We start from the raw sequence: 19,365 nt of genomic DNA on the forward strand, positions 1-19,365 counted from the left end.
AGTCCGCTGGCCATTTCGCGATGGATCTGGCTTTCGGTCGTGCGCGCGCCGATGGCGGTCCAGCTCAACAGGTCGGCAATGTATTGCGGCGTGACCGGGTCGAGTAGTTCGGTGGCGCAGGGGAGGCCTTTGCCGTTGACATTGAGCAAAATGGTCCGGGCCAACTCAATGCCCTGGGCAATCTCGCAGGTCCCGTCCAGATGGGGATCGTTGATCAAACCCTTCCAGCCGACGGTGGTGCGGGGTTTTTCGAAATAGACCCGCATGACGATAAAGAGGCGGTCTTCCAGGCTGCGGTGGAGCAAGGCCAGCCGGCCGGCGTATTCCAGGGCGGCCTCGGGGTCATGGATGGAACAGGGCCCGACGATGACGAGCAGGCGGGGATCCCGGCGCTGGAGGATGTTCTGGATGGTGGTGCGGGCGGCGACCACGGTGTCGAGGCAGGTCGAGCCCATCGGGATCTCGTCGCGCAAGAAGCGCGGCGTCGGCAGTCTCACCGAAGACTGGACGTGGATGTTCTGCAGGGGGATCAGGGACATGGCGATCCAACTCTAGGCCGGTCAGGCCGGGTGGGCGAGCCGGAATTCAGACATCCCCTTCGTCGGGTTGCGGTTCCACCGCCCGGGGGTGGGCCGAGCGGTAAAAGAGGTAGACCAAACCGCCGGAAAAGCCCCAACCGAGGGTGACCGCAAAAAAGACAAGGGAGAGCGCGATGGAAGTTTCCTTGGTTACTGAAACATAGGTTAGGAAATGCTGGAAGGCCAGTTCGCGCACTCCCAGGCCGCCGACCGAGGGAATGGCCAGGGTGACCAGGGCGATGAGCGGCAGGACGGCTCCCAGATCCCAGAAACCGAGTTCCAGCCGGAGGGCCATGGCCACGGCGTAACAACTGAAGAGGAGCGAGAGGTGCGCGGCGACGGAATAAAGCAACCCACCCCAGAAACACGACTTGTGATGCAGAAAGAATTGGTAGGCTTTTCCCGCTTCCGCCAGCTTTTCCCGCACCGGCAGGCGCTGCCAGAAAGGCAGGCGCGCCCCGATCCCGGGAATGCTGCCCAACCCGATGACCGCGAGGGTGAGGAAAAAAACAGCGAAGTAAAGGATGACGGCGTAGCGGGTGACGGGTTCCTCGGTCAGGGGACCGATACGACCGAGGATGAGGGTGGTGGAGACCATGAACATGGCCACGAAACCGAGCACACGTTCCATGACAATGGACATGATGACCGTGGGTTTGACCGACGGGGCCTCGCGGGCCACGAGGACGGCCTTGAACAGATCGCCTCCCATGCCTCCCGGCATGAACGTGTTGGCGAAAAGGCCGATGAGGGTGAGTTGGGCCGTACGGGTGAAAGCCACCGGGGCCCCGCAAGCGCCGAGCAGGAGGTGCCAGCGGAAGATGCCGAGGAGCGTCGTCAGGCCGTAGGCGGCAAAGGCCGCCGCCAGCCAGGGCAGTGCGGCCTGGTGCACCGCGTCACGGATGGTGCCCCAGTCCTTGAAAAAGCAGAGGTAACCGACCCCGCCCGCTGTGACCAACAGACGGAGCAGCAGGCCCCAGGAGAACAACGGTCGTTTTTTCGGCATGAGAAGCCTCCCACTCAAGCAGGACCGCTGCACGATACCAGCCGGAACATGAGGCCGATCAGTCGCTCAAAATTCGAAGTCGCAAAAATCCCTTTGGAGAAGACTGGGGGCCAACCATGGGGAATGAAGTTCTTATGGTTACTTTTTCAATACCATCCCCAATCCCCACCGGAAAGCCAACCATTTGAGTGGAAAGGTCGATGGCCTGCCACTCGAGCATGTCCCGAGATTCTTCAAAGACAGCGTGCATTCCAGGAGGAAGAAGATTCCGGCGATTGGTCTGGAGGGTCAGAAATGTGCCTTCGGGTGCTTCGTTGGTGGCCATCGTGCCTTGGTAGGCGGCGTTGTCAGAAACATGAGGGTTCGAGCCCAGAACGAATTCTGTCAGATTGGGATTGCCGTCACCATCCAAGTCATCCGTCCCGGCTGAGGCGGAAAAGAGGTCGAGTTGGTGTAGTTGTTCCCACCAATCGGGCAGACCATTGTGAAAATTATCAATATGCGGGTCCGGTGTGACAGTGATCTTTCCTTCACGCACCGACAAACTGCCTGATGGATCCATGGAAACGACACCGGAACTGTCCCCGAATTGGACGTCTGCAACGGCCAGGCTCTTGACGAGATTCTCGGCGGCGCCGGCGTTTACCTGGAAATCCAGCAACAGAAGCATGCCCGATCCCGAAGTCAGGTTGGAATGGCGGAAGAGAATCAGGGAAATGACACCATCGTCATCGGCCTGGGATAATTCGAATTGGAGTCCTAGTTGTGTGCATTCGACCTCGTTGAATACGAGGGCGGAGGAATCGTAATTGATTTTTATTTTGATCGAGGCGATTCCCGTGGCGTCATCGAGATAAACAGGGACTTTGACACGGGACCCGGGATTGGCCAGGTAATCGGGCAAAGAAACAGTGCGGGCCACACTGTCCGTCGGCCGGCTCAGAATGACTACCAGAAGGCAGACTGCGATCCAATTACCGGAATGCATGGTTATACTCCTTTTACTCATCCACTGACAGTCCGTCCAATAGACGGACCAGCAGAACCAGATCGTTTTGATCCAAAATGCCGTTGTTATTCAAGTCTCCTGCGGAAAGTTCATCTTCAGTGGGAGCCGCCGCTTTGGGCTTCAGCAGTGCCAGGAGCCGGGTTTTGTCTTCTTTGCTGACGACACCATCGCCGTTGATATCGCCCTCTTGGTAGGCGGCATCCACGATGACATAGCCCACATTTCGTATGGTGACAGCCAGGGGATTTCCCAAGTTGTCATAAAACTCGGCATGGGGGATGGAAACCTCCATCCGGGTTCCCTTGGCAAGCTGCCCTGAAGCCACGAAGTGCAAAGTGAGCATTTTCCCTGAGCCGTTCTTTAGAGTGCCCCCGGTTCCCGAAAAGAGCAGGTGACCGTTGGCGATCAAACCGTTGTCTATGAACTCCAGATTGCGGCTCAACCCCGTTGTGGTGATGGAAGCCTCGTCGGAATCGACTTGGGAAACCGGAGTGAGCTGACCGGTGGGATATTGGATATCGAGTTGCATGCCCTGACCGCGAATGTCGGCCGCATTGTCGATTGATATGTCGAATTTAACTTTGGCCCCCGCCTTGACTTTTTTGTCGCGGAGAGAAAGGACAACCTTGTTGATGGCACCGCTGACCGTGTCGGATCGGGGGCTTTCCACGAGCACGGGAAGGGTGTTGCCGGGATAAAAAGCCTTCGACAGAGCGGTCACATAATAATGGTAAAGCGTGGTCAGACTTGGGGGGGAGTCCTTGTATCTGGGCAGCGTGACCGGCTCCATATTGATGATGTTGAAGGGGTTCGCCGTGGATTGTGTCGCCCGGTAGATTTCATATCCAGCAATCCGTGACTGGCGGTCAGGAATCCATTCCAAATTGATGGACTTGGCACCTTCGGCCAGCGTCAAACCCATGGGCCGTCCGACCCGGGGATCCATGCGTGCAATCAAGCCGCCGTTGGCCACACCGCCCAGGTAATCGGCATCCCCGTCCCCGTCCCAATCGGCCACGGCGATGCGCAGGCCATCGGCAAAGTTTTCCCCGGTTCCCGCCCATACTTTGCTGTAAAGAGTGGGAGAAGAACCCTCTTGCCCCCTGAATTCCCAGATCCTTCCGGCAGTGTCGGACAATAACACATCTGGAATGCTGTCAAAATTGATGTCGGCAATTCCTGCGGACAAAGAGCCGGGAACGGACATGCCGAGGAAGTTATCCGTCGTGTTGGATGCCGAGTAGGGGGCCGCACCATATCCGGTATGCCAATAAACCCGGGCTATGCCATCCGTGCCGATCAGCAGCAGATCCGGCCGGCTGTCGTTGTTCAGGTCGCCAAGGGCTGGGAGTGCACCCGGAAGTCCTGCGGCCAGCACATAATCCGGGGTGGCGGCAGTGGGTGTATTCCATTGCCCCGAGGATTTAAAGAAGACCAGATTCGAACCACCACCGCTGATCACAAGATCCGCATGGCCGTCGCGCGACCAATCGCCGATTGCCAAAAGAGCGCCGGTCATACCGGAGAGGGCATTGGAAACAGCTGTGAAGTTGGAAGTCTCGTTGGACAAGTTGGATTTATAGGGCGTGCCTTTGTTTTGGTAAACCAAGAGGCCGCTCTGACTGGTGACAAAGAGGTCCAGATCGCCATCCCCGTCCCAATCTCCCAAAGCGGGAGCAGGGGCCGGTCCGAAGTTCCATCCCGACGGCGATTCCGGGAAATCCGAGAAGACCCCCTCCAGTTTTCCTTTGACCTGGACTTCGGTAAGGCTTTCGTAAGGCTGGAGGTTGATGGTGGTTAGTTCCCCTCGCCTCCGGGAAATGCCGCCTTCCGCAAGGGTGTCCTTCAGTCGTGGATGGTAGTTGCGGGTGGCTTCCACTTGCAGGCTGACATTGTCGCCATCCGCGTCAGAGCCGGCATTTTGCGTCAAGTTAGGAAAATAGCGGAGTTCATACCAATCCGCAACTCCGTCCGCATCGTTATCCTGCGACCCCAACAGGTAGAATGCCGTGGCGGTGGTGTTCTGGCTGACCGAGAAAGACAATTCGCCCAAGGCGATTCCATTGGCATCCCGTTGTTGCACACCATCCCGTTCCCAATAGGCAAAGTAATAACCGTTATAGAACGAACTCAGGAGGTTGGGCGTGGTGATCGTGGTCAGGTTGGGAACGGTCGTCACCGTATTTTGAATACCCGGGGGATTGCTGAGAATCCGACAAGTGGACAAGCCGGCCAGATTGACCGCACTGAGTTCTCCCTGCCTTCGGGAAATGCCGCCTTCGACCAAATTGTCCGTCAAGAGGGGAGAATAGCCCCTAGTTTTCTCCACTGACACGCTAATTCCATCCCCGTCGCTATCCGAATCGCCGGCCTGGGACAGGGAGGTAAAAAAGAACCATTCATACCAATCGGATATTCCATCAACGTCTGAATCGATCGAATCATCCACGTAACGGGCGGTGACTGTGGTTGCAGCTGACATCACCAAGGTTTGGGGCGCCGGTACCAACGGTTTGTCCAGGCGGGTGGAGCCTTGGAACCAGCCCACCCAGTGGTAGGTATTGTTGTAGGTCGTTGGGGCGGTTGCCAGGGTCACCGTAGTGCCCAGGGCGATGGCTCTTTCGTTGGCAAGGATTCCAGGCGGGTCGCTCAATTCCTTCAGCAGGGCGTAGAGGGGATTTTGGATGACCAGGGAGGATTCCGATCTGCGGCGGCTGAACCCGCCCTCACTCAGGCCGTCGGGCAGATGCGGATGATAGCCTCGCTTGTATTCATTGATGAGGCTCAGTTGGTCGTTGTCGGAGTCGTCGGCTGCGGAGCGGGTCAGATCTCCCATATAGTGGATTTCAAACCAATCCGGCACACCATCGACATCGGAATCCAGAGTTTCCAGTAGATACTGGGCGACCGCAGTGGTGTTTTCATAGACCACGGTTGAAAAGCTGGTTTTTCCACGACCGTAGACATCGTTTTGCCGCACTCCCTGGACTTCCCAATGGGTGAAGCGGTATCCGTTGATAGATGCGGCTGCGGTCAGGGAGGTGGCGGAAGTGGAGGATTCCACAGCAGTGCTGTTGGTGGTGAAAAGGCCGGCAGGATTCGACTGTTGGGTGAACTGCACGACGGCCGCTTGGGTCCAGGTTCCGGAAAGCAACCATGCCGCAGCAAGGGCGGCTTGGAAGATGCCTCGCGGTTGGGAAGCCCGTTTCATGGTGTGGGTGCCGGGCGGGGGATCAGGGAAGCTTGACTGCCGTGGAGGTGCTCAGCTTTTCGAAGTTGTAGTTGCCGCCCTGGGCGCGCGCCAACTCCTGGGCCGTGATGGCCCGGGCACCCAATTTGGCCAACAGGAAACTCTTGCCCTGGGTCGTCGTGGTCGTTCCGGATGCCAATTCAATCCCATTGTAACTGCCTCCGACCCCGAAAACCTTTCCCGAAGTGAGCGTGATGGAAGGATCACCCGTGGCAATGAGCCAGAACCAGAGGTAGAAATAATCTTCGTCGACCATGGGCCGCTTGCTGAGGGTCAGGGATGGGTTGGTACCTTCGGCGGGAAGGGTGATCCAATGGAAAGGGAATAGATTACGGCCATCATTGGCCAGGATTTCGATTTTAACCTGGCCAAAACTGGTGCTCCAATCCGCCGCCACATCCCAAGTCAAGCGGTGGGTGGTGTTCGTTGCAATGTTGGTCCCCAGTTTGGATCCTGTTCCGTCGACAAGCGTTTTCAATTTGAGAACGTTGGCGAGACTTACTGTGCCATTGGCCAAGGCCAGCGCAGCCACAGTGACCGTGGGTGAGTCGGCATCTTTGACGGAAAAATCGATGTCCATGAGAGCCGTTCCGGGGCGTTGGACGGATTTGAGAACCAAGGGCTGTGGAATCGATGTGGTGCTGGATGGGGACACATCAATTCCGGCCGTATTAGCGCGGTTGGCCCCCAAGGGATTAGAACTGCTGTAAACGGGACTCCAAGAGGTTCCGTAAACCCTGCGGTAGTATCTGATGGGGTGGCTTCCTGTGTAGGAACCGCTGCCTGATACGCTGCCCACCGCGACCATGTCTCCTTTTTGATTGAAGGCCAGACCCATGACATATTCAAAGGGCTTGTCTCCGCTAGCACTCTCCCCTTCGGGCGTATTCATCTGGAAGGCGTAATCGCCGGACCATAATACGCCGTCCGGGCTCACGGCAGTGGCGGCATCATTGAAGTTGATTTTACTCAGGTATTCCCCGTTCTTGGAAAAAATCTGCACAGCCAAGGATGAATGAGGGGAAGTCACGTAAGCTCGGTTGTCGGGGCCCAGTGCTACTCCGCTGGGGCTGGGACTCAACCCGTTGCCAAAGCTCCCAGGAACCAAGGCGGATCCCCCCCATTGACGGAGATAGGTTCCGTTACTTCCAAAAACCATCACCCGGGCATTGCCGGGGTCCACTACAAAAACTTCACCTTCGCTGGAAACGGCCAGCCCGTTATATATGCCGCTGTAGTTGGTGCTAAATATGCCGAACTGTCCATTGCCCGATCCCGAGTCGCCCCATTGCCGCAACAGGGCACCGTCCGGGCTGAATACGGATATTTTTTTAGTCCCAAACAAATCCAGAACAAAGACCTCGTTGTTTCGGCAGGCAATGCCTCCCAGATGGCTGAACGACCCGAATGTCCTCACAAAATTACCGGTGGCATCAAATTTCAGGATGTTTTTCCCGGGGCTTTTGGGGCCATTGGTGTATCCTTTGGCACAATAGATATTTCCCGCCTCGTCAAAAGCAGCGGAAGTTTTCGGTGAAGTGGGAAACGGGTCGTTTTTGAATTCCAAGTAGCCACTCTGCCATCGGTCTTGGAGCATCGATTGGGCACATAATGGATTGATATACAAAACGCATAGGGCCACGGGGAAAACAATCCGAACAACAGATGATAGTAGGGTGGGGCATTTCATGGGGGCTCCGACTTTTGGGGGATTTGATGAAATTTTTTGAGGGCCCTATTGTATACAACAACCGCGGATTAAAAACAAAGCCTATCTACAGCATTGGCGAGTGCGGTATTGATATGGTCCAGGGGTTGCTTGACTTTGCTCGCGCCGTCATCAGCCCTCCCCCGGACGCCTGTTTTAAGGTCGCTAATAAGCCACAAAACACCAAAGCAGCCCGGGTGATTTGCCACGGTAGGAGTGATTCTCGCTCTTGATGCGCCGCGAACTTTTTGTCAGTGGCAGGTGGGCCACCGCGGTTCATCCTGTGGCTTCCAGCACCACCGTTGAATTCTGGCCGCCAAAACCATATGAAGCTTTGAGTGCGAAACGTGGGGTGGCTTGGCGAGGACTGTTTTGGATCCAGTCTGGCCCTAGGCAATCCTCTGAAATATGATCCAGATTCCGGGTGGGCGGCAACACGCCAAACCGCAGAGCCAGAAGTGTGCCAATTATTTCCACCGCTCCCGCTGCCATGGAAAGGTGCCCGATCATCGATTTGAATGATCCGCAGGGCACTTGGCCCAGCTTTTCACCGAAAACCCGCCGCAACACGGCTACTTCCACACGGTCGTTGGCCGGAGTGCCTGTGCCATGGAGATTGGCGTAGCCGATGTCTGCGGGCTCCAATCCGGCACGGGTGATCGCTTCTTCCAGACAGCGGGCCGCGATCACTCCACCGGGCTCGGGATCGGTCAGGCGGAAGGCGTCGCAGGTGGATGCGGTCCCACGGATAAAGCCCCACACTTTTGCGCCGCGAGCATGTGCCTTGGATTCGGTTTCCAGCACCAGGGCCCCCGCCCCCTCGCCGATGACAAAGCCCGCGCGGTCGCGGTCGAAGGGGCGGCAGGCCCGCGCGGGGTCTTCCCGGTGGTGTGTGGTTAGTGCACCGAGCTGGTGGTAGCCCAGCAACGCCAGGGGATAAAGACGGGTGTCCGCCCCGACAACGGCCACGGCCGCGGCCTCCCCGTTCCGAAGCAAACGCACGGCGTCGCCCATCGCCTGGGTGGAGGCGGCGCAGGCGGAAAGACAGGAAAGCACCGGCCCACGGAAGTTGTGCTCCCGGGCCAGGGTATCAAGGCCGTGCGCGAAGCCGTTTTCATTCTTTGCCGGCCAGGCCGGCCAGCCCACCGCTCCGCACAGCCCGACGGACACGGCATCGGTCAGTGAGGCCTGCCTCAGTGCTTCGCGGAGGGCCGTCCGTCCCAGGACCAGGGCCCGGTCTTCTGTCAGGATTCCCGGGGCCTGGGCGGCGATGGCCACGGGAAATCCCTTGGAAGGGAATAGGTCGTAGCGCCGCACCGCGGAACTACCGGTCGAGAGTCCAGCCCAGAGTGCGGCACATCCGGTTCCAAATCCAGTAACCGCACCCAGGCCGGTCACGGCCACCCGCTCTTTGGATTCAGTACTCACACGCCGGGGGGCCCGAGTTTGGCCGCGATGTAGGCGGCGACGTCAGCCACGGTCAGAAGGCGGGCCGGATGTTTGGGGTCTTCGAACAATTCCCCCTCCGGCACGGTGATGCCGAAGGTTTTTTCAATCCGGAAGGTGAGGTCGATGAGATCAATGGATTCCGCACCCAGATCGTCGACCAGTTTGGACTGCGGCTGGATTTCCGCTGGGTCAAGACCGAGGGCCGCCGCCAGTTCGGCATTCAGTCGGGGGAGGAGGGAGTGGGGGTCGGGGTTGAGGTTGGGTTTCATGGATTCAAATGGAAGCGCCGCCGTCGATCCGGATCGTTTGACCGGTGAGGTAAGAGGCGCGGTGGGAAAGAAGGAAGACCGCCCAGGCCGACACTTCCGCCACCGAGGCCCAACGGGCCAGGGGAACGAGGGCGCGCAGCGCATCCAATTGTTCCGGTGAAAAGGCGGACAGGCGCGGGCTGTCGATGAAACCCGGGGCCAGGCAATTGACGCGGATGTTTTTCGGGGCGAGTTCACGGGCCTGGGCACGGGCCAGGCTTTCCAGGGCTCCTTTGGCGGCGGCGTAGGCGCACTGGCCCGGTTGCGGGCGCATGGACGCCAATGATCCAATATAAAGGATGTCTCCACCACCGGAACGGAAGAAACCGGGCAGGACGGCACGGGAACAGGTGAAGGCCGAACGCAGCGGTTGTTCCGCCATCTCCGACCAGGAGGCGGTGCTCTGGCGCGCCACCAACCGGTCGCCATGGGTGGCGGCAGCGTGGATCAAGGCATGGACCGGACCGGAAACGGACTCGATCTCCCCGAGGGCCCGGGCGACCGAATCCACATCCTGCAGATCGGGGGCGGCGGAGGCCCGGACCTCCGGACCCGGCGGGCGCTGGCGGATGAAGGCCCCGACGGTTGCCCCGGCGGCCGCGCAAGCGGCGGTCAATCCACGCCCGAGGGCACCCCCGGCTCCGGTGACAAGGATATGCCGGCCGGACAACACACCGGGCGGATTCACGGTTGAACTCCCTTCCGGGGTCGTGAGCTGTCGAACACCGCCGCGCGGACGCGGCCGTCACCTCCACGACCACAGGCGATGACCCGGTCGGCTTCCCCCTCCAGCAGCCAGGCGGAAGCAAGTCGGGTGATTTCTTCCCATGAAGAGGTCGCCAAAGTATGGCAAGGCCCACCGGCACGGAATTGGATGGCCAGGTGGGAAGCGGCCATGTTGGGCAGGCAGCCGAGCAGCCACAGCGGGGGCCAGTCGCGCAACAGATCCCGAACCGCCGCCACGTCCATGGGAAAGGCTGCGGGGAGTGGGGTGGGAAGTTCCGCCGGCGGAGCGGCGACGCAAACGCCGCAAGAAGGAAGCTCGGCATCCGGCAAGCCGGCCCGGTCAGCGGCGATGAGGGAAGCGGCCAGCAGGGAGCGTGTTTCCAAGCCCATCCATTTGGCCGCCTTGCGTTGGCGCAGACGTTCCACGGGCAGAGGCACTTGGGCGCCGCATTCCCCCTCGAAATACCCGCTGAGCAAGGTGTCCACTGAATCCGTTTTACCGTGCCGTCGTCAGAACGGCAAAGGAGCAAATGATGAAATTGTCCGTGAAATCCAGCCTGGTCACCCTGTCCGCCCTGTCCACCCTCGCCCTCTTTACCTTGGTTCCCACCGCTTCGGCCGGTGTCAATGTCAGCATCAATCTGGGAGGGGGGGATTATTGCGCCCCGCGTCCGATCCGTGTTCGCCCGTCCTGTGGGCCGGTGGTTTACGGGAGTTATGGCTACCCATGGGCGGTGCCCTCCTACGCCCCGGGGTATTACCGCCCGGCCCCGGTGGTGGTTTATCCGGCCCCGCGGGTCTACTACTACGCACCTTCTTATGGATACATCTCCCATCGCCGGGGGTATGATTACCCTTATGGCCAGCGTGGTTGCCGCTGAGCGGGTCAGAGGCTGTCTTTGAATGCCTTGCCGGGGATGAACTTGATGCTCTTGCGCGCCGGGATGCGGATCTTCGACTGATTGCGGGGATTCACCCCGGCGCGTGCCCGTCGCTGCACCTGCTTGAATGTCCCGAAGCCGACCAATTGGACGATCTTGTCCTTCCGCACCCCGTTCTGGATCGCTTCCAAGACGGCATTGAGGGCACGTTCGGCGGCGGCTTTGCTGGTCTGGCGGCCCAAGGTTTTCTGAACCGCTTCCACCAGTTGGGAACGACAACAGGGCATGGGGTGAAGATGCCGCCGACTTCGTCTCTTGTCAAAACCAACGCGGACAATCCCCCCAAGTGCGCGGTTGTTTTTGCCAGAGTGGGGCCCGGCAGGTAGGCTCGCGCCATGCTTGGCTTGCTGGTTTCCTGGTGGTTGTCCGCGTTCTGCCGCTTCCGTTGGATCGAAGGGCGTCCGTCCAGGACGGGGCGGGAAACCGTTTGGTGGCTGGAGAACGCGGGGTTGCTGGAGTTGGCGGGATTGATCGGTGAGTTGAGCGGAACGGGTTGTCCGTGCCGTGTCTTGGTCCATGCCCCGGTTGCCCCGGTCTGGCGGGCCCGTTGGGGGGCGCGGCTGCTGGGAGCCGTTTGCGTGGGTTCGGCGAACGAGATGGCCGAACGCACCGTCGACGCCCACCGGCGAGGCTTTCAAGTGATCTGGGTCCACCGGGGGCTTTCCCCAGAGGAACGGGTGTCGGCGGCCCGCCGGGCCCGTGCCACGGTCATCCCGCTGGAGATCCTCCGCACCGACCGTGTCGGGCTCGGACGACCGCAGCCCCCGCTGGAAGATTGGACCCCGGCGGTGGCCTGCCACCTTCATGCCGGCACCCCCATCCCTCCGGCTGCGTTGGACCAGGATGCGCTGGCCGAAGAAATCCTAACACTGCGCAACCGGGCGCTGGAACACCTGCCCATCCTGGATTGCCACCTTGCCACCCTGGTGGTGCGCAACCTGCGCCGGCGATTCTTCCACACGATCATCACCGATGCGTATGCTGACAACCGTTCCCTGCGCGGAGGCCTGCTCCTGGCGATGGCCTGGCTGCTGGCAGATTGGATCCGCCAACAGGTGCCCGGTCCCCGTGTCGGCGTCGTCCTGCCTCCCGGACTCGGGGCCACCCTGGCCAATCTGGCCTGCCTGCTGGCCGACAAAACCCCGGTCAATCTGAACTTCACCATGGGCCGGGCCGCCAACGAGCGTGCCATTGCCGCCGCCGGACTGACCCACGCCTTCACCGCCGAGGCCTTTGTGGCCAAGGCCGGGGATTTTCCCTGGCCCAACACGCGCCTCGATCTGCCCCGCCTTCTGGCCGGATTCAGCCGCTCGGCCATCCTTCTGCGGGCCCTGCGGGTCCTGTTGCTGCCGGCCGGCTGCATCCTGCGGGATCTCGGCATTCCGGAACATGGCGGAACGCGCGAAGCCGGTTTGCTCTTCACCAGCGGGAGTTCGGGCGACCCCAAGGGGGTTCCGCTTTCACACCGCAACCTCATCGCCAACATCCTCCAGGTCGGGGCCATCCTGCCCCCCCGGACCGTTCCTTCCCTGCTGGGATGTCTGCCCTTGTTCCACAGTTTTGGATTCACCGTGACCCTGTGGTGGCCGCTGGCCGGCGGTCCGCGCGTGGTCACTTATATCTCACCCCTGGACAGCGCCAAAATTGCCTCGATCGTCGCCGGGCATGCCATTGCCCTGTTGATCACCACGCCGACCTTCCTGCGCTCGTTGTTGCGCAAGGCCGGACCCGGGCAGTTGGACTCCCTCGTCCTGGTGGTGACGGGGGCGGAAAAACTCCCGACCCCGTTGCTTCAGGAATTCGAATCCCGCACCGGGATTCCGGTCTGCGAGGGTTACGGCATGACCGAGGCCAGCCCGGTGATATCAACCAACCTCACCGACCGGGTCGTGGAAGCTGCGGGTGGGCGCACCCCCGGCCGGACCGTGGGAAGCGTCGGACGGCCGCTCTACGGGATCGCGGTCCGCGTTTCCCATCCCGAAACGGGAGAGGCCCTTCCCTTGTCCTCTACTGGAATGCTGGAATTCCGCGGGGCGAATGTCTTCGCAGGCTACTTGGGCGACCCCGTCCGCAACGCACAGGTGCTGCGGGACGGCTGGTATGTTTCCGGCGATGTGGGCCACCTGGACGGGGATGGGTTTCTCTACATCGACGGCAGGTTGAGCCGCTTTTCCAAAATCGCCGGCGAGATGGTGCCACACGGAACGGTGGAAACCCACCTGCTCGAGATCCTGCGGGGCGGGGGGGAAGTGTCCCTGGCGGTGGTGGGGATACGTGATGCCCAGAAGGGTGAAGCCCTGGTGGTGCTGGCGAACCAAGACATCGACCCCGAGGTGGTGCGCAAAGGCATGGCCGCCCGGGGACTGCCCAATCTCTGGATACCCAAACATTACCTCCGGGTGGACGCGGTGCCGACGCTGGCCTCGGGCAAGTTGGACCTGCGGGGGTGCCAGGCCGCAGCGGAAGCGCTCCTGCACACCTAACTGGTAGCCAAGCCGTCCGCTTCAGGAGGCGTCGGCCAGAATGGCGTGTTCTTCCAGCACCGAGCGAGGAATGACGCGTTGGGCGGCCTGATGGGTGGCTTCGAGAACCACGCCCGGAGCCTGGCCGGCCTCCCAGGCTTCTTTCCAACGGGCGGCGCACAAGCACCAGCGATCCCCCGCAACCAAACCAGGGAAATGATACTCTGGCCTGGGGGTCGAAAGGTCGTTCCCCCGGCTGCGGGAAAATTCCAAAAAAGCCGCGGTCATGACGGCGCAGACGGTGTGGCTGCCATGGTCTTCCGGACCCGTATGACAGCATCCGTCGCGGTAGAAACCGGTCATCGGCTCGGTGCTGCAGGGAATGAGCGGGGTTCCGAGGACATTCTTGGCGTTCATGGTGGTCGGGATACGGGGCGCAGGGGGCGGCTTTTAGAAACTACACCAACGCACCGGGGGGTCAACCGGAGGTCCGTTGGCCCTCGGAGCCCGGATTGAGGTCGATCCCGTAGTGTTGGCGCGCGCAATCCGGGCACACGCCATGCGAAAACTGGGCAGTGGAACGGTCACTGATGTAGGACTCGACCCGGGTCCAGCGTCCTCCCTCGTCGCGGATGTTTTTGCAGAACGAACACATGGGCAGGATGCCTTCGAGGATTCGCACCCGCTCCTGCAATTGCAATGCCTCGCGGGCGCGCACGGTCAAAAGCGCGATCCCGGAGAGGACCCCGAGGCGGATGGCGGTATTGGCCAGAAAATACAACAGCGGAATATTGGCCTCGGCGTATAGGGCGATGAGGAGGCGTCCGAGGGAAAGAACAACCGCCAGAGTGAAACCCGAGCCTCGCCCGCAGTACCAGGAACAGAGGGCCACGGGAAAAAACAAGAGGAGCGAAACCTGGAGTTGGATGCCGGTCACCAGATCCAGCAAGAGGATGACCCCACCGATACCGAAATACGTGCCCGGGTGGGCGCGGATCTCCGGAGGCAACCGGAGAAACAGGGCCTCAAGCAGCCTGGCGGCGAGTCTTAAGGTGCGCATGGCGGTCGGGATGGGGGGGGAATCCTGTCAGCGAATCATGAACACGTATGCCCCCCCGGGCAAGGGCAAGAATCGATCGACTACCGCGCCCCATCACAGGCCGGGGTGGCCACAACAAGAGGGGCGGTGCCGTATCGGGCCCGGTAGGCCTGATCGACCGCGGAGGCGAAAGCGTCCACTGCGGAAGCCTCCACCAAGTTGATGGTCGCCCCGCCGAAGCCTCCACCGCTCAGGCGTGCCCCCAGACAGCCGGGGCTGGCCACGGCCGTCTCAACCAGGAAATCCAATTCCTCGCAACTGTTCTCAAAATACACCTTTGAGCTTTCATGGGATTCCACCATGAGTTTCCCGAAGGCCCTCATGTTGCCCGCGGCCAGGAAATCCACCGCCAGTGCGACGCGGCGGTTTTCGCCAGTGATGTGTTTGGCCCGTTTCCACACCCGTTCGGGCATCCGGTCTTTTTGGGCGTCGAGTTCGGCATCGTGGGTGTCGCGCAGGGCTTTTTTTCCCAACAAGCGGGCCGCCTCCTCACAGGAAGCGCGGCGTTCGTTGTATTCGCCCGCGACCAGGGCATGTTTGACACCGGAGTTGACGATGACGAAGCGGGCATCGCCACCCAGAGGGAGGTGGCGGACCTCGAAGCTGCGACAATCGATGAAAGTGGCGTGGTCCTTCTTGGCCATGAGGACTGATATTTGGTCGAGCAGTCCGCATTTTACGCCGGCGTAGGTGTGCTCGGCGGCCTGGCAGGCTTTGGCAATTTCCAGACGGTCGAGGTCGTAGGGGTAAAGCTTTTGGAAGAAGAGGGCGGTGGCAGCCTCCAAGGCGGCGCTGCTGCTCAAGCCGGCCCCGATGGGGATGGTGGAGGAAGCTTCCAGAGAGGCCCCGCCGAGCAGGACCTGGCGGTGTCCGAGTTCCTGGATGACCCCAAGGACGTAGTTGTACCAGGCGTGCTCCGGTCCGGGTGCGATGCGACGGACCGAACCTTCGTAGCGATCGGGCAAGTCCCGGGAGGTCAGGACCAACCGGTTGTCGTCAAGAATCGTTCCGGTGATGGTGGTGCCGGTGTTGATGGCAAGGGAAAGGACCAAGCCCTCGTTATAGTCGGTGTGGTTCCCAAGCAATTCAGCCCGTCCGGGGGCGTAGGCGGAAAAGGACATAAGGAGGAATCTTACCGCGAAGGGCGGGAAGGGCGCGAAGCTTTTTTAGAATTCAGGAAAAAGCGACATGCCCGGTTCTTGGGGCGCTCAAACCAATAATTCGGTCACCGAATCGGCCACCAGTTTCCCGAACCGCGTCAGGGTGAAGCGGTCGCCGCTCCGCTCCAGCAGACCGGCCTCCAGCAAACGGGCGGTTTCCTCCGCCTTCCGGACCAGCCAGGCCGCGGGCACGCCCTCGCGGGTGCGGAGGGCGAGCATGGTCCGTTCATCTTGGCGCAGATCCTCTGTGAGGATTTCCTCCTCCCGCTCCGATGGCCCGCCCTCCCGGACCGAGGCGGCATAACGGAGGGTGTCGGCGATGTTTTTCCAACGCAGGCCGCCCACGGTCGAAACCGCGCTGGGGCCGAGGCCGAGGTAGTCCCGGCCCTCCCAGATGGCCTGGTTGTGCCGGGACTCGAAACCGGGCCGGGCGAAGTTTGAAATTTCGTACTGACCGTAGCCCGCCGTTTCCAAGACATCCATGGCACAGGTGAAGTGACTGCGGTCGGTGGACTCGTCTGAGACGAATTCACCACGCCGGTGTTTCTCCAGGAAGGCGGTGTCCTCCTCATATGTGAGGTTGTAGGTGGAGATGTGCTCGGGCTGGAGGGCGAGGGCCTGCTCCAGGCTGTCCACCCACTGGCCGATGGTCTGGCCGGGGAGGGAGAACATCAGATCGACGTTGATGTTGCGGAACCCGGCCCCGCGCAGGAGGTCCATGGTGCGGCGGATGTCGTCGCGGCGGTGGGTGCGGCCGAGGAGTTGAAGCAGACCGTCGTCGAAGGATTGCACCCCGAGGCTGATGCGGTTGACACCCCAGTCCCGCAGCCGCCGAGCCTTGTCGGGGGAGAAAGTCATCGGATTGGCCTCGAAGGTGAACTCGGGAACATCGGTCCATGTCCGGGGCCAGATGGAAAAGAGATCTTCCAGTTGGGAGATGCTGAGGGCCGAGGGGGTGCCCCCTCCGAAGAAAACCGTTTCAGGCTGAAGGTCGAATATGTCCCGTGCGCGGGCGATTTCCAGCTTGAGCGCCGGAAGGAAAGCCTTCATGGCCGGCAGGAGGTTGCGTTCCTTGTGGAAGGCGCAGTAAGGGCAGATGTGGGTGCAGAAGGGGATGTGGACGTAGAGATGGGAAATCGGGGAACGGAAATGCGAAGGCATGATTAAACAGAAGGTAACAAAGGTAACGGAGCAAAGCAGGGATTATTACATTACAAATGCGAGAGGGGCACGCCGCGCTTCTTCAAAAATGCGTTGAAGAAAACTCCGCCCCCTTTATCAATCGCAAACTCCTCATGTGCATGGTCCTGGATCATTCGGACTGTGAGACATTGATAACATATCAGAAAATCAACCCGGCCTCCGGAAATCTGAATACGAAGACCGTGCCTTGGCATGAAGCATTCGGCCACATCCCCTCGCGGATTGTTCCTGATCGACTTGAGAAATACCTTGTACACTTCCCTTCGCTCATGCGTCAAAGCCAGTGGCCATTGACCCAGAATTGGATAGCCCTGAAATTGTCGGCCACGAGGCAGGTCCAGCTTTGGATAAGGATCAAGACTATAGAGAGTTCCCGTTGGAAGATCGGCCAGGAGCCCTTCAACCAAAACAGCAGTCTTTTCTTGCTTGGCCTGTGCCGCGGTATTTTGGCCCAAGGCGCGGCTGTGGGTGGTTTCGAAGAAGACAAGCACCAACAAAAACAAGACGCCCTGTCCCAAGCCTCGATAGGACATCCGTTTATCCGCGCTTTTTGGTCACGACCAGCCAGAGGGCGTGGATGACGCCGGGGAGGCCGCCGCACAGGGTCAGCACGATGTTGAGCCAGAAGTGCAGGGTCAGGCCGACTTGGAGGAAGGCGGCGACGGGTGGAAGGAAGATGCTGAGGATGATTTTGAGAAGGTCCATGGGTGGATCATGCAGATCAAGGGACGCGGGAAAAGCAAAACCGGGGCTTTCCAGGGGACCGGGCGGGACTTCCTCCCCAGCTTGCACCCCGGCCCTCAACCCCTGGCGGCCAGCAACTTCTCGGCGTATTTGGCCAGGAGGTCGAATTCCACGTTCACAGCATCGCCGGGTTTCCGATCCTGTAAGGTTGTGACTTGATAGGTGTGGGGGATGATCCAGACATTGAAGCGGGGTCCGTCCACTTTGCCCACGGTCAGGCTGATGCCATCGATGGCGATGCAACCCTTCGGCACCAGATAACGTCCGGCCCCGGCGGGGACCTCGACTTCCAGCACATAGTCCGACCCCTCACGTTCCCAACGGAGCACGGTGGCGGTGCCATCAACGTGACCGGTGACAAAATGCCCGCCCAGGCGGGCGTCGGCGCGGAGCGAACGTTCAAGGTTGACCCGGCTGCCGGGCTTCAGGCCAAGGAGGTTGGTCGCGCGGCGGGTTTCCTCCAACAGATCGAAAGTCAACCGTGGGCCCGCGATGGCCGCCACCGTCAGGCAACAACCGTTGTGGGCGATGCTTTCGCCCAGTTGGGCACCGGCCGAGCAGAGGGGGGCCTCGACGACATAGCGGCAGCCTTTGGGGGTGGTTTCGAGGGAGACCACTGTGCCTGCTTCTTCGACGATTCCGGTGAACATGCGCGATTCAGGTTTTAAACGAAGCCACGATACCTTCCAGCTTCAAATCGGGGCCGAGGGTGGTGAGGCGGGTGTTCTGGAGCGGAAGGGCGCGGAAACGATCGGCGGAAACCAGCTTGCGGTTGTTATGGAAATGGAAGGGGGCGTAGTAGTGGATGCTCTCCTGGATCAGGCCTTTTCGGGCGAGGTCGTCCAAGACCTCGCCCCCACCTTCCACCAGCAAGCGCGTGACACCCCGTTTCCCGAGGTCTTTCAGCACGCGGGACCAGGATTGATGGCGGTAGATCAGGGTGCGGTCTTTTTGCGCGTCGGTGATGAGATGGAGATGCCGGGGCAATCTTCCGGAGCGGGTGACGATGACGCGCCAGGGTTGTAGGCGTCCACTGGGAAGGCGGGAATCACGGACGTTCAGGCGGGGGTCGTCGTGGCGGGCGGTTCCGGCACCGATGAGGATGGCGTCGCAGGTGGCGCGGAGACGGTGGGCATCGCGACGGGCGGTGGCGGAAGTGAGCCATTGTTTTCCGTCGGGCCGGGTCATTTTCCCGTCAAGGGAGAAGGCGGCTTTGCCCACGACCCAGGGGCGGCCGGTGGTGATCCAGTGGTTGAAAGATCGGTTCAGGGCGGCTGACTGGCGGGCCAGCACACCGGTGGTGACGGTCACGCCCGCTTTGCGGAGGATGCGGTAGGCACGTCCGGCGTGGGCGGGGTTGGGGTCGGTGGCGGCGACCACCACCCGTTGGATTCCGGCGGCAAGGATGGCCCCGGTGCAAGGTGGGGTCCGTCCATGGGTGCAACAGGGTTCGAGCGTGACATAAAGCGTGGCCCCGCGCGTGGAATGGCCCCGGCGGACCGCTTGGCGGAGGGCCAGCACTTCCGCGTGGGCGCTTCCGGCGCGACGATGCCAGCCTTGACCGAGGATTTTCCGGCCGCGGACGAGGACCGCGCCGACGCACGGGTTGGGACTGGTGCGACCCAGGCCCCGGGCGGCCAGGGTCAGGGCACATTCCATGTAGGCGGCATCCACGTGGTCGGAGACTGGCTTCACCCCGCCACTTAAGCAGGCGGACGGAAC

20 protein-coding genes are annotated in these 19,365 nt (G+C 60.8%); 2 read left to right on the forward strand and 18 right to left on the reverse strand.

The window, feature by feature from the left end; genetic code table 11:
- From SFU85_03650 to SFU85_03690, 9 genes are all read right to left on the reverse strand, one after another.
- A partial coding sequence (locus SFU85_03650) for a 3-deoxy-7-phosphoheptulonate synthase (protein ID MDX6765863.1) occupies positions 1-539 on the reverse strand: 539 nt, incomplete at its 3' end.
- Between the two features lie 46 nt (positions 540-585).
- Entirely contained in the window at positions 586-1,584 is a 999-nt protein-coding gene (locus SFU85_03655) for a lysylphosphatidylglycerol synthase transmembrane domain-containing protein (GenBank protein ID MDX6765864.1), read from the reverse strand.
- Between the two features lie 58 nt (positions 1,585-1,642).
- Positions 1,643-2,593, reverse strand: a complete 951-nt coding sequence (locus SFU85_03660) for a cohesin domain-containing protein (GenBank protein ID MDX6765865.1) — start codon at positions 2,591-2,593, stop codon at positions 1,643-1,645.
- On the reverse strand, positions 2,586-5,804 hold the full coding sequence (locus SFU85_03665) for an FG-GAP-like repeat-containing protein (GenBank protein ID MDX6765866.1): 3,219 nt from the start codon (positions 5,802-5,804) through the stop codon (positions 2,586-2,588). The genes SFU85_03660 and SFU85_03665 overlap by 8 nt, the downstream gene beginning before the upstream one ends.
- A 22-nt stretch (positions 5,805-5,826) precedes the next feature.
- Entirely contained in the window at positions 5,827-7,440 is a 1,614-nt protein-coding gene (locus tag SFU85_03670) for an NHL repeat-containing protein (protein ID MDX6765867.1), read from the reverse strand.
- 387 nt (positions 7,441-7,827) lie between these two features.
- Positions 7,828-8,979, reverse strand: coding sequence for a beta-ketoacyl-[acyl-carrier-protein] synthase family protein (locus SFU85_03675; GenBank protein ID MDX6765868.1), 1,152 nt, complete (start codon positions 8,977-8,979; stop codon positions 7,828-7,830).
- Positions 8,976-9,269, reverse strand: a complete 294-nt coding sequence (locus SFU85_03680; protein MDX6765869.1) for an acyl carrier protein — start codon at positions 9,267-9,269, stop codon at positions 8,976-8,978. The genes SFU85_03675 and SFU85_03680 overlap by 4 nt, the downstream gene beginning before the upstream one ends.
- Before the next feature lie 4 nt (positions 9,270-9,273).
- Entirely contained in the window at positions 9,274-9,996 is a 723-nt protein-coding gene (locus SFU85_03685; protein ID MDX6765870.1) for an SDR family oxidoreductase, read from the reverse strand.
- Positions 9,993-10,520, reverse strand: coding sequence for a beta-ketoacyl synthase N-terminal-like domain-containing protein (locus SFU85_03690; protein MDX6765871.1), 528 nt, complete (start codon positions 10,518-10,520; stop codon positions 9,993-9,995). Before SFU85_03690 ends, SFU85_03685 begins: the two co-directional genes overlap by 4 nt.
- Before the next feature lie 59 nt (positions 10,521-10,579).
- Here SFU85_03690 and SFU85_03695 point away from each other — a divergent pair, with 59 nt between their 5' ends.
- On the forward strand, positions 10,580-10,915 hold the full coding sequence (locus SFU85_03695; GenBank protein ID MDX6765872.1) for a hypothetical protein: 336 nt from the start codon (positions 10,580-10,582) through the stop codon (positions 10,913-10,915).
- 5 nt (positions 10,916-10,920) lie between these two features.
- Here the strand turns inward: SFU85_03695 and SFU85_03700 are convergent, their stop codons facing one another.
- On the reverse strand, positions 10,921-11,202 hold the full coding sequence (locus SFU85_03700) for an HU family DNA-binding protein (GenBank protein ID MDX6765873.1): 282 nt from the start codon (positions 11,200-11,202) through the stop codon (positions 10,921-10,923).
- Between the two features lie 108 nt (positions 11,203-11,310).
- Here SFU85_03700 and SFU85_03705 point away from each other — a divergent pair, with 108 nt between their 5' ends.
- Positions 11,311-13,458, forward strand: coding sequence for an AMP-binding protein (locus SFU85_03705; protein MDX6765874.1), 2,148 nt, complete (start codon positions 11,311-11,313; stop codon positions 13,456-13,458).
- Positions 13,459-13,479: 21 nt separating this feature from the next.
- Here SFU85_03705 and SFU85_03710 read toward each other — a convergent pair whose 3' ends face one another.
- From SFU85_03710 to ribD, 8 genes are all read right to left on the reverse strand, one after another.
- Entirely contained in the window at positions 13,480-13,854 is a 375-nt protein-coding gene (locus SFU85_03710) for a DUF2237 domain-containing protein (GenBank protein MDX6765875.1), read from the reverse strand.
- A gap of 61 nt (positions 13,855-13,915) precedes the next feature.
- On the reverse strand, positions 13,916-14,497 hold the full coding sequence (locus tag SFU85_03715; GenBank protein ID MDX6765876.1) for a hypothetical protein: 582 nt from the start codon (positions 14,495-14,497) through the stop codon (positions 13,916-13,918).
- An 80-nt stretch (positions 14,498-14,577) separates the two neighbouring features.
- The gene (gene galK / locus SFU85_03720) at positions 14,578-15,657 is read right to left on the reverse strand and encodes a galactokinase (GenBank protein ID MDX6765877.1); all 1,080 of its coding nucleotides are present in this window, start codon (positions 15,655-15,657) and stop codon (positions 14,578-14,580) included.
- Between the two features lie 87 nt (positions 15,658-15,744).
- Positions 15,745-16,857 (reverse strand): radical SAM family heme chaperone HemW, encoded by a 1,113-nt coding sequence (gene hemW / locus SFU85_03725; protein MDX6765878.1) that lies wholly within the window; start codon positions 16,855-16,857, stop codon positions 15,745-15,747.
- Positions 16,858-16,907: 50 nt separating this feature from the next.
- Entirely contained in the window at positions 16,908-17,432 is a 525-nt protein-coding gene (locus SFU85_03730; protein MDX6765879.1) for a hypothetical protein, read from the reverse strand.
- A 4-nt stretch (positions 17,433-17,436) separates the two neighbouring features.
- Positions 17,437-17,604, reverse strand: coding sequence for a YqaE/Pmp3 family membrane protein (locus tag SFU85_03735; protein MDX6765880.1), 168 nt, complete (start codon positions 17,602-17,604; stop codon positions 17,437-17,439).
- Between the two features lie 95 nt (positions 17,605-17,699).
- Positions 17,700-18,293: a riboflavin synthase gene (locus tag SFU85_03740; GenBank protein ID MDX6765881.1), complete on the reverse strand. Its 594-nt coding sequence runs from the start codon at positions 18,291-18,293 to the stop codon at positions 17,700-17,702.
- A 7-nt stretch (positions 18,294-18,300) separates the two neighbouring features.
- Positions 18,301-19,338: a bifunctional diaminohydroxyphosphoribosylaminopyrimidine deaminase/5-amino-6-(5-phosphoribosylamino)uracil reductase RibD gene (gene ribD, locus SFU85_03745; GenBank protein ID MDX6765882.1), complete on the reverse strand. Its 1,038-nt coding sequence runs from the start codon at positions 19,336-19,338 to the stop codon at positions 18,301-18,303.
- Positions 19,339-19,365: the final 27 nt, after the last annotated feature.

The sequence above is a fragment of the Candidatus Methylacidiphilales bacterium genome (assembly GCA_033875315.1).
Lineage (GTDB): Bacteria > Verrucomicrobiota > Verrucomicrobiia > Methylacidiphilales > CAZTYG01 > JANRJG01.

What these genes read in the sequence shown, in the direction of transcription:
- SFU85_03660 (MDX6765865.1), bottom strand. Translation starts at nt 2,593, where the DNA reads ATGAGTAAAAGGAGTATAACCATGCATTCCGGTAATTGGATCGCAGTC.
- SFU85_03700 (MDX6765873.1), bottom strand. Translation starts at nt 11,202, where the DNA reads ATGCCCTGTTGTCGTTCCCAACTGGTGGAAGCGGTTCAGAAAACCTTG.
- SFU85_03705 (MDX6765874.1), top strand. Translation starts at nt 11,311, where the DNA reads ATGCTTGGCTTGCTGGTTTCCTGGTGGTTGTCCGCGTTCTGCCGCTTC.
- SFU85_03735 (MDX6765880.1), bottom strand. Translation starts at nt 17,604, where the DNA reads ATGGACCTTCTCAAAATCATCCTCAGCATCTTCCTTCCACCCGTCGCC.
- SFU85_03730 (MDX6765879.1), bottom strand. Translation starts at nt 17,432, where the DNA reads ATGTCCTATCGAGGCTTGGGACAGGGCGTCTTGTTTTTGTTGGTGCTT.
- SFU85_03710 (MDX6765875.1), bottom strand. Translation starts at nt 13,854, where the DNA reads ATGAACGCCAAGAATGTCCTCGGAACCCCGCTCATTCCCTGCAGCACC.
- hemW (MDX6765878.1), bottom strand. Translation starts at nt 16,857, where the DNA reads ATGCCTTCGCATTTCCGTTCCCCGATTTCCCATCTCTACGTCCACATC.
- SFU85_03680 (MDX6765869.1), bottom strand. Translation starts at nt 9,269, where the DNA reads ATGAAACCCAACCTCAACCCCGACCCCCACTCCCTCCTCCCCCGACTG.
- SFU85_03715 (MDX6765876.1), bottom strand. Translation starts at nt 14,497, where the DNA reads ATGCGCACCTTAAGACTCGCCGCCAGGCTGCTTGAGGCCCTGTTTCTC.
- SFU85_03665 (MDX6765866.1), bottom strand. Translation starts at nt 5,804, where the DNA reads ATGAAACGGGCTTCCCAACCGCGAGGCATCTTCCAAGCCGCCCTTGCT.
- SFU85_03655 (MDX6765864.1), bottom strand. Translation starts at nt 1,584, where the DNA reads ATGCCGAAAAAACGACCGTTGTTCTCCTGGGGCCTGCTGCTCCGTCTG.
- SFU85_03670 (MDX6765867.1), bottom strand. Translation starts at nt 7,440, where the DNA reads ATGCTCCAAGACCGATGGCAGAGTGGCTACTTGGAATTCAAAAACGAC.
- SFU85_03740 (MDX6765881.1), bottom strand. Translation starts at nt 18,293, where the DNA reads ATGTTCACCGGAATCGTCGAAGAAGCAGGCACAGTGGTCTCCCTCGAA.
- galK (MDX6765877.1), bottom strand. Translation starts at nt 15,657, where the DNA reads ATGTCCTTTTCCGCCTACGCCCCCGGACGGGCTGAATTGCTTGGGAAC.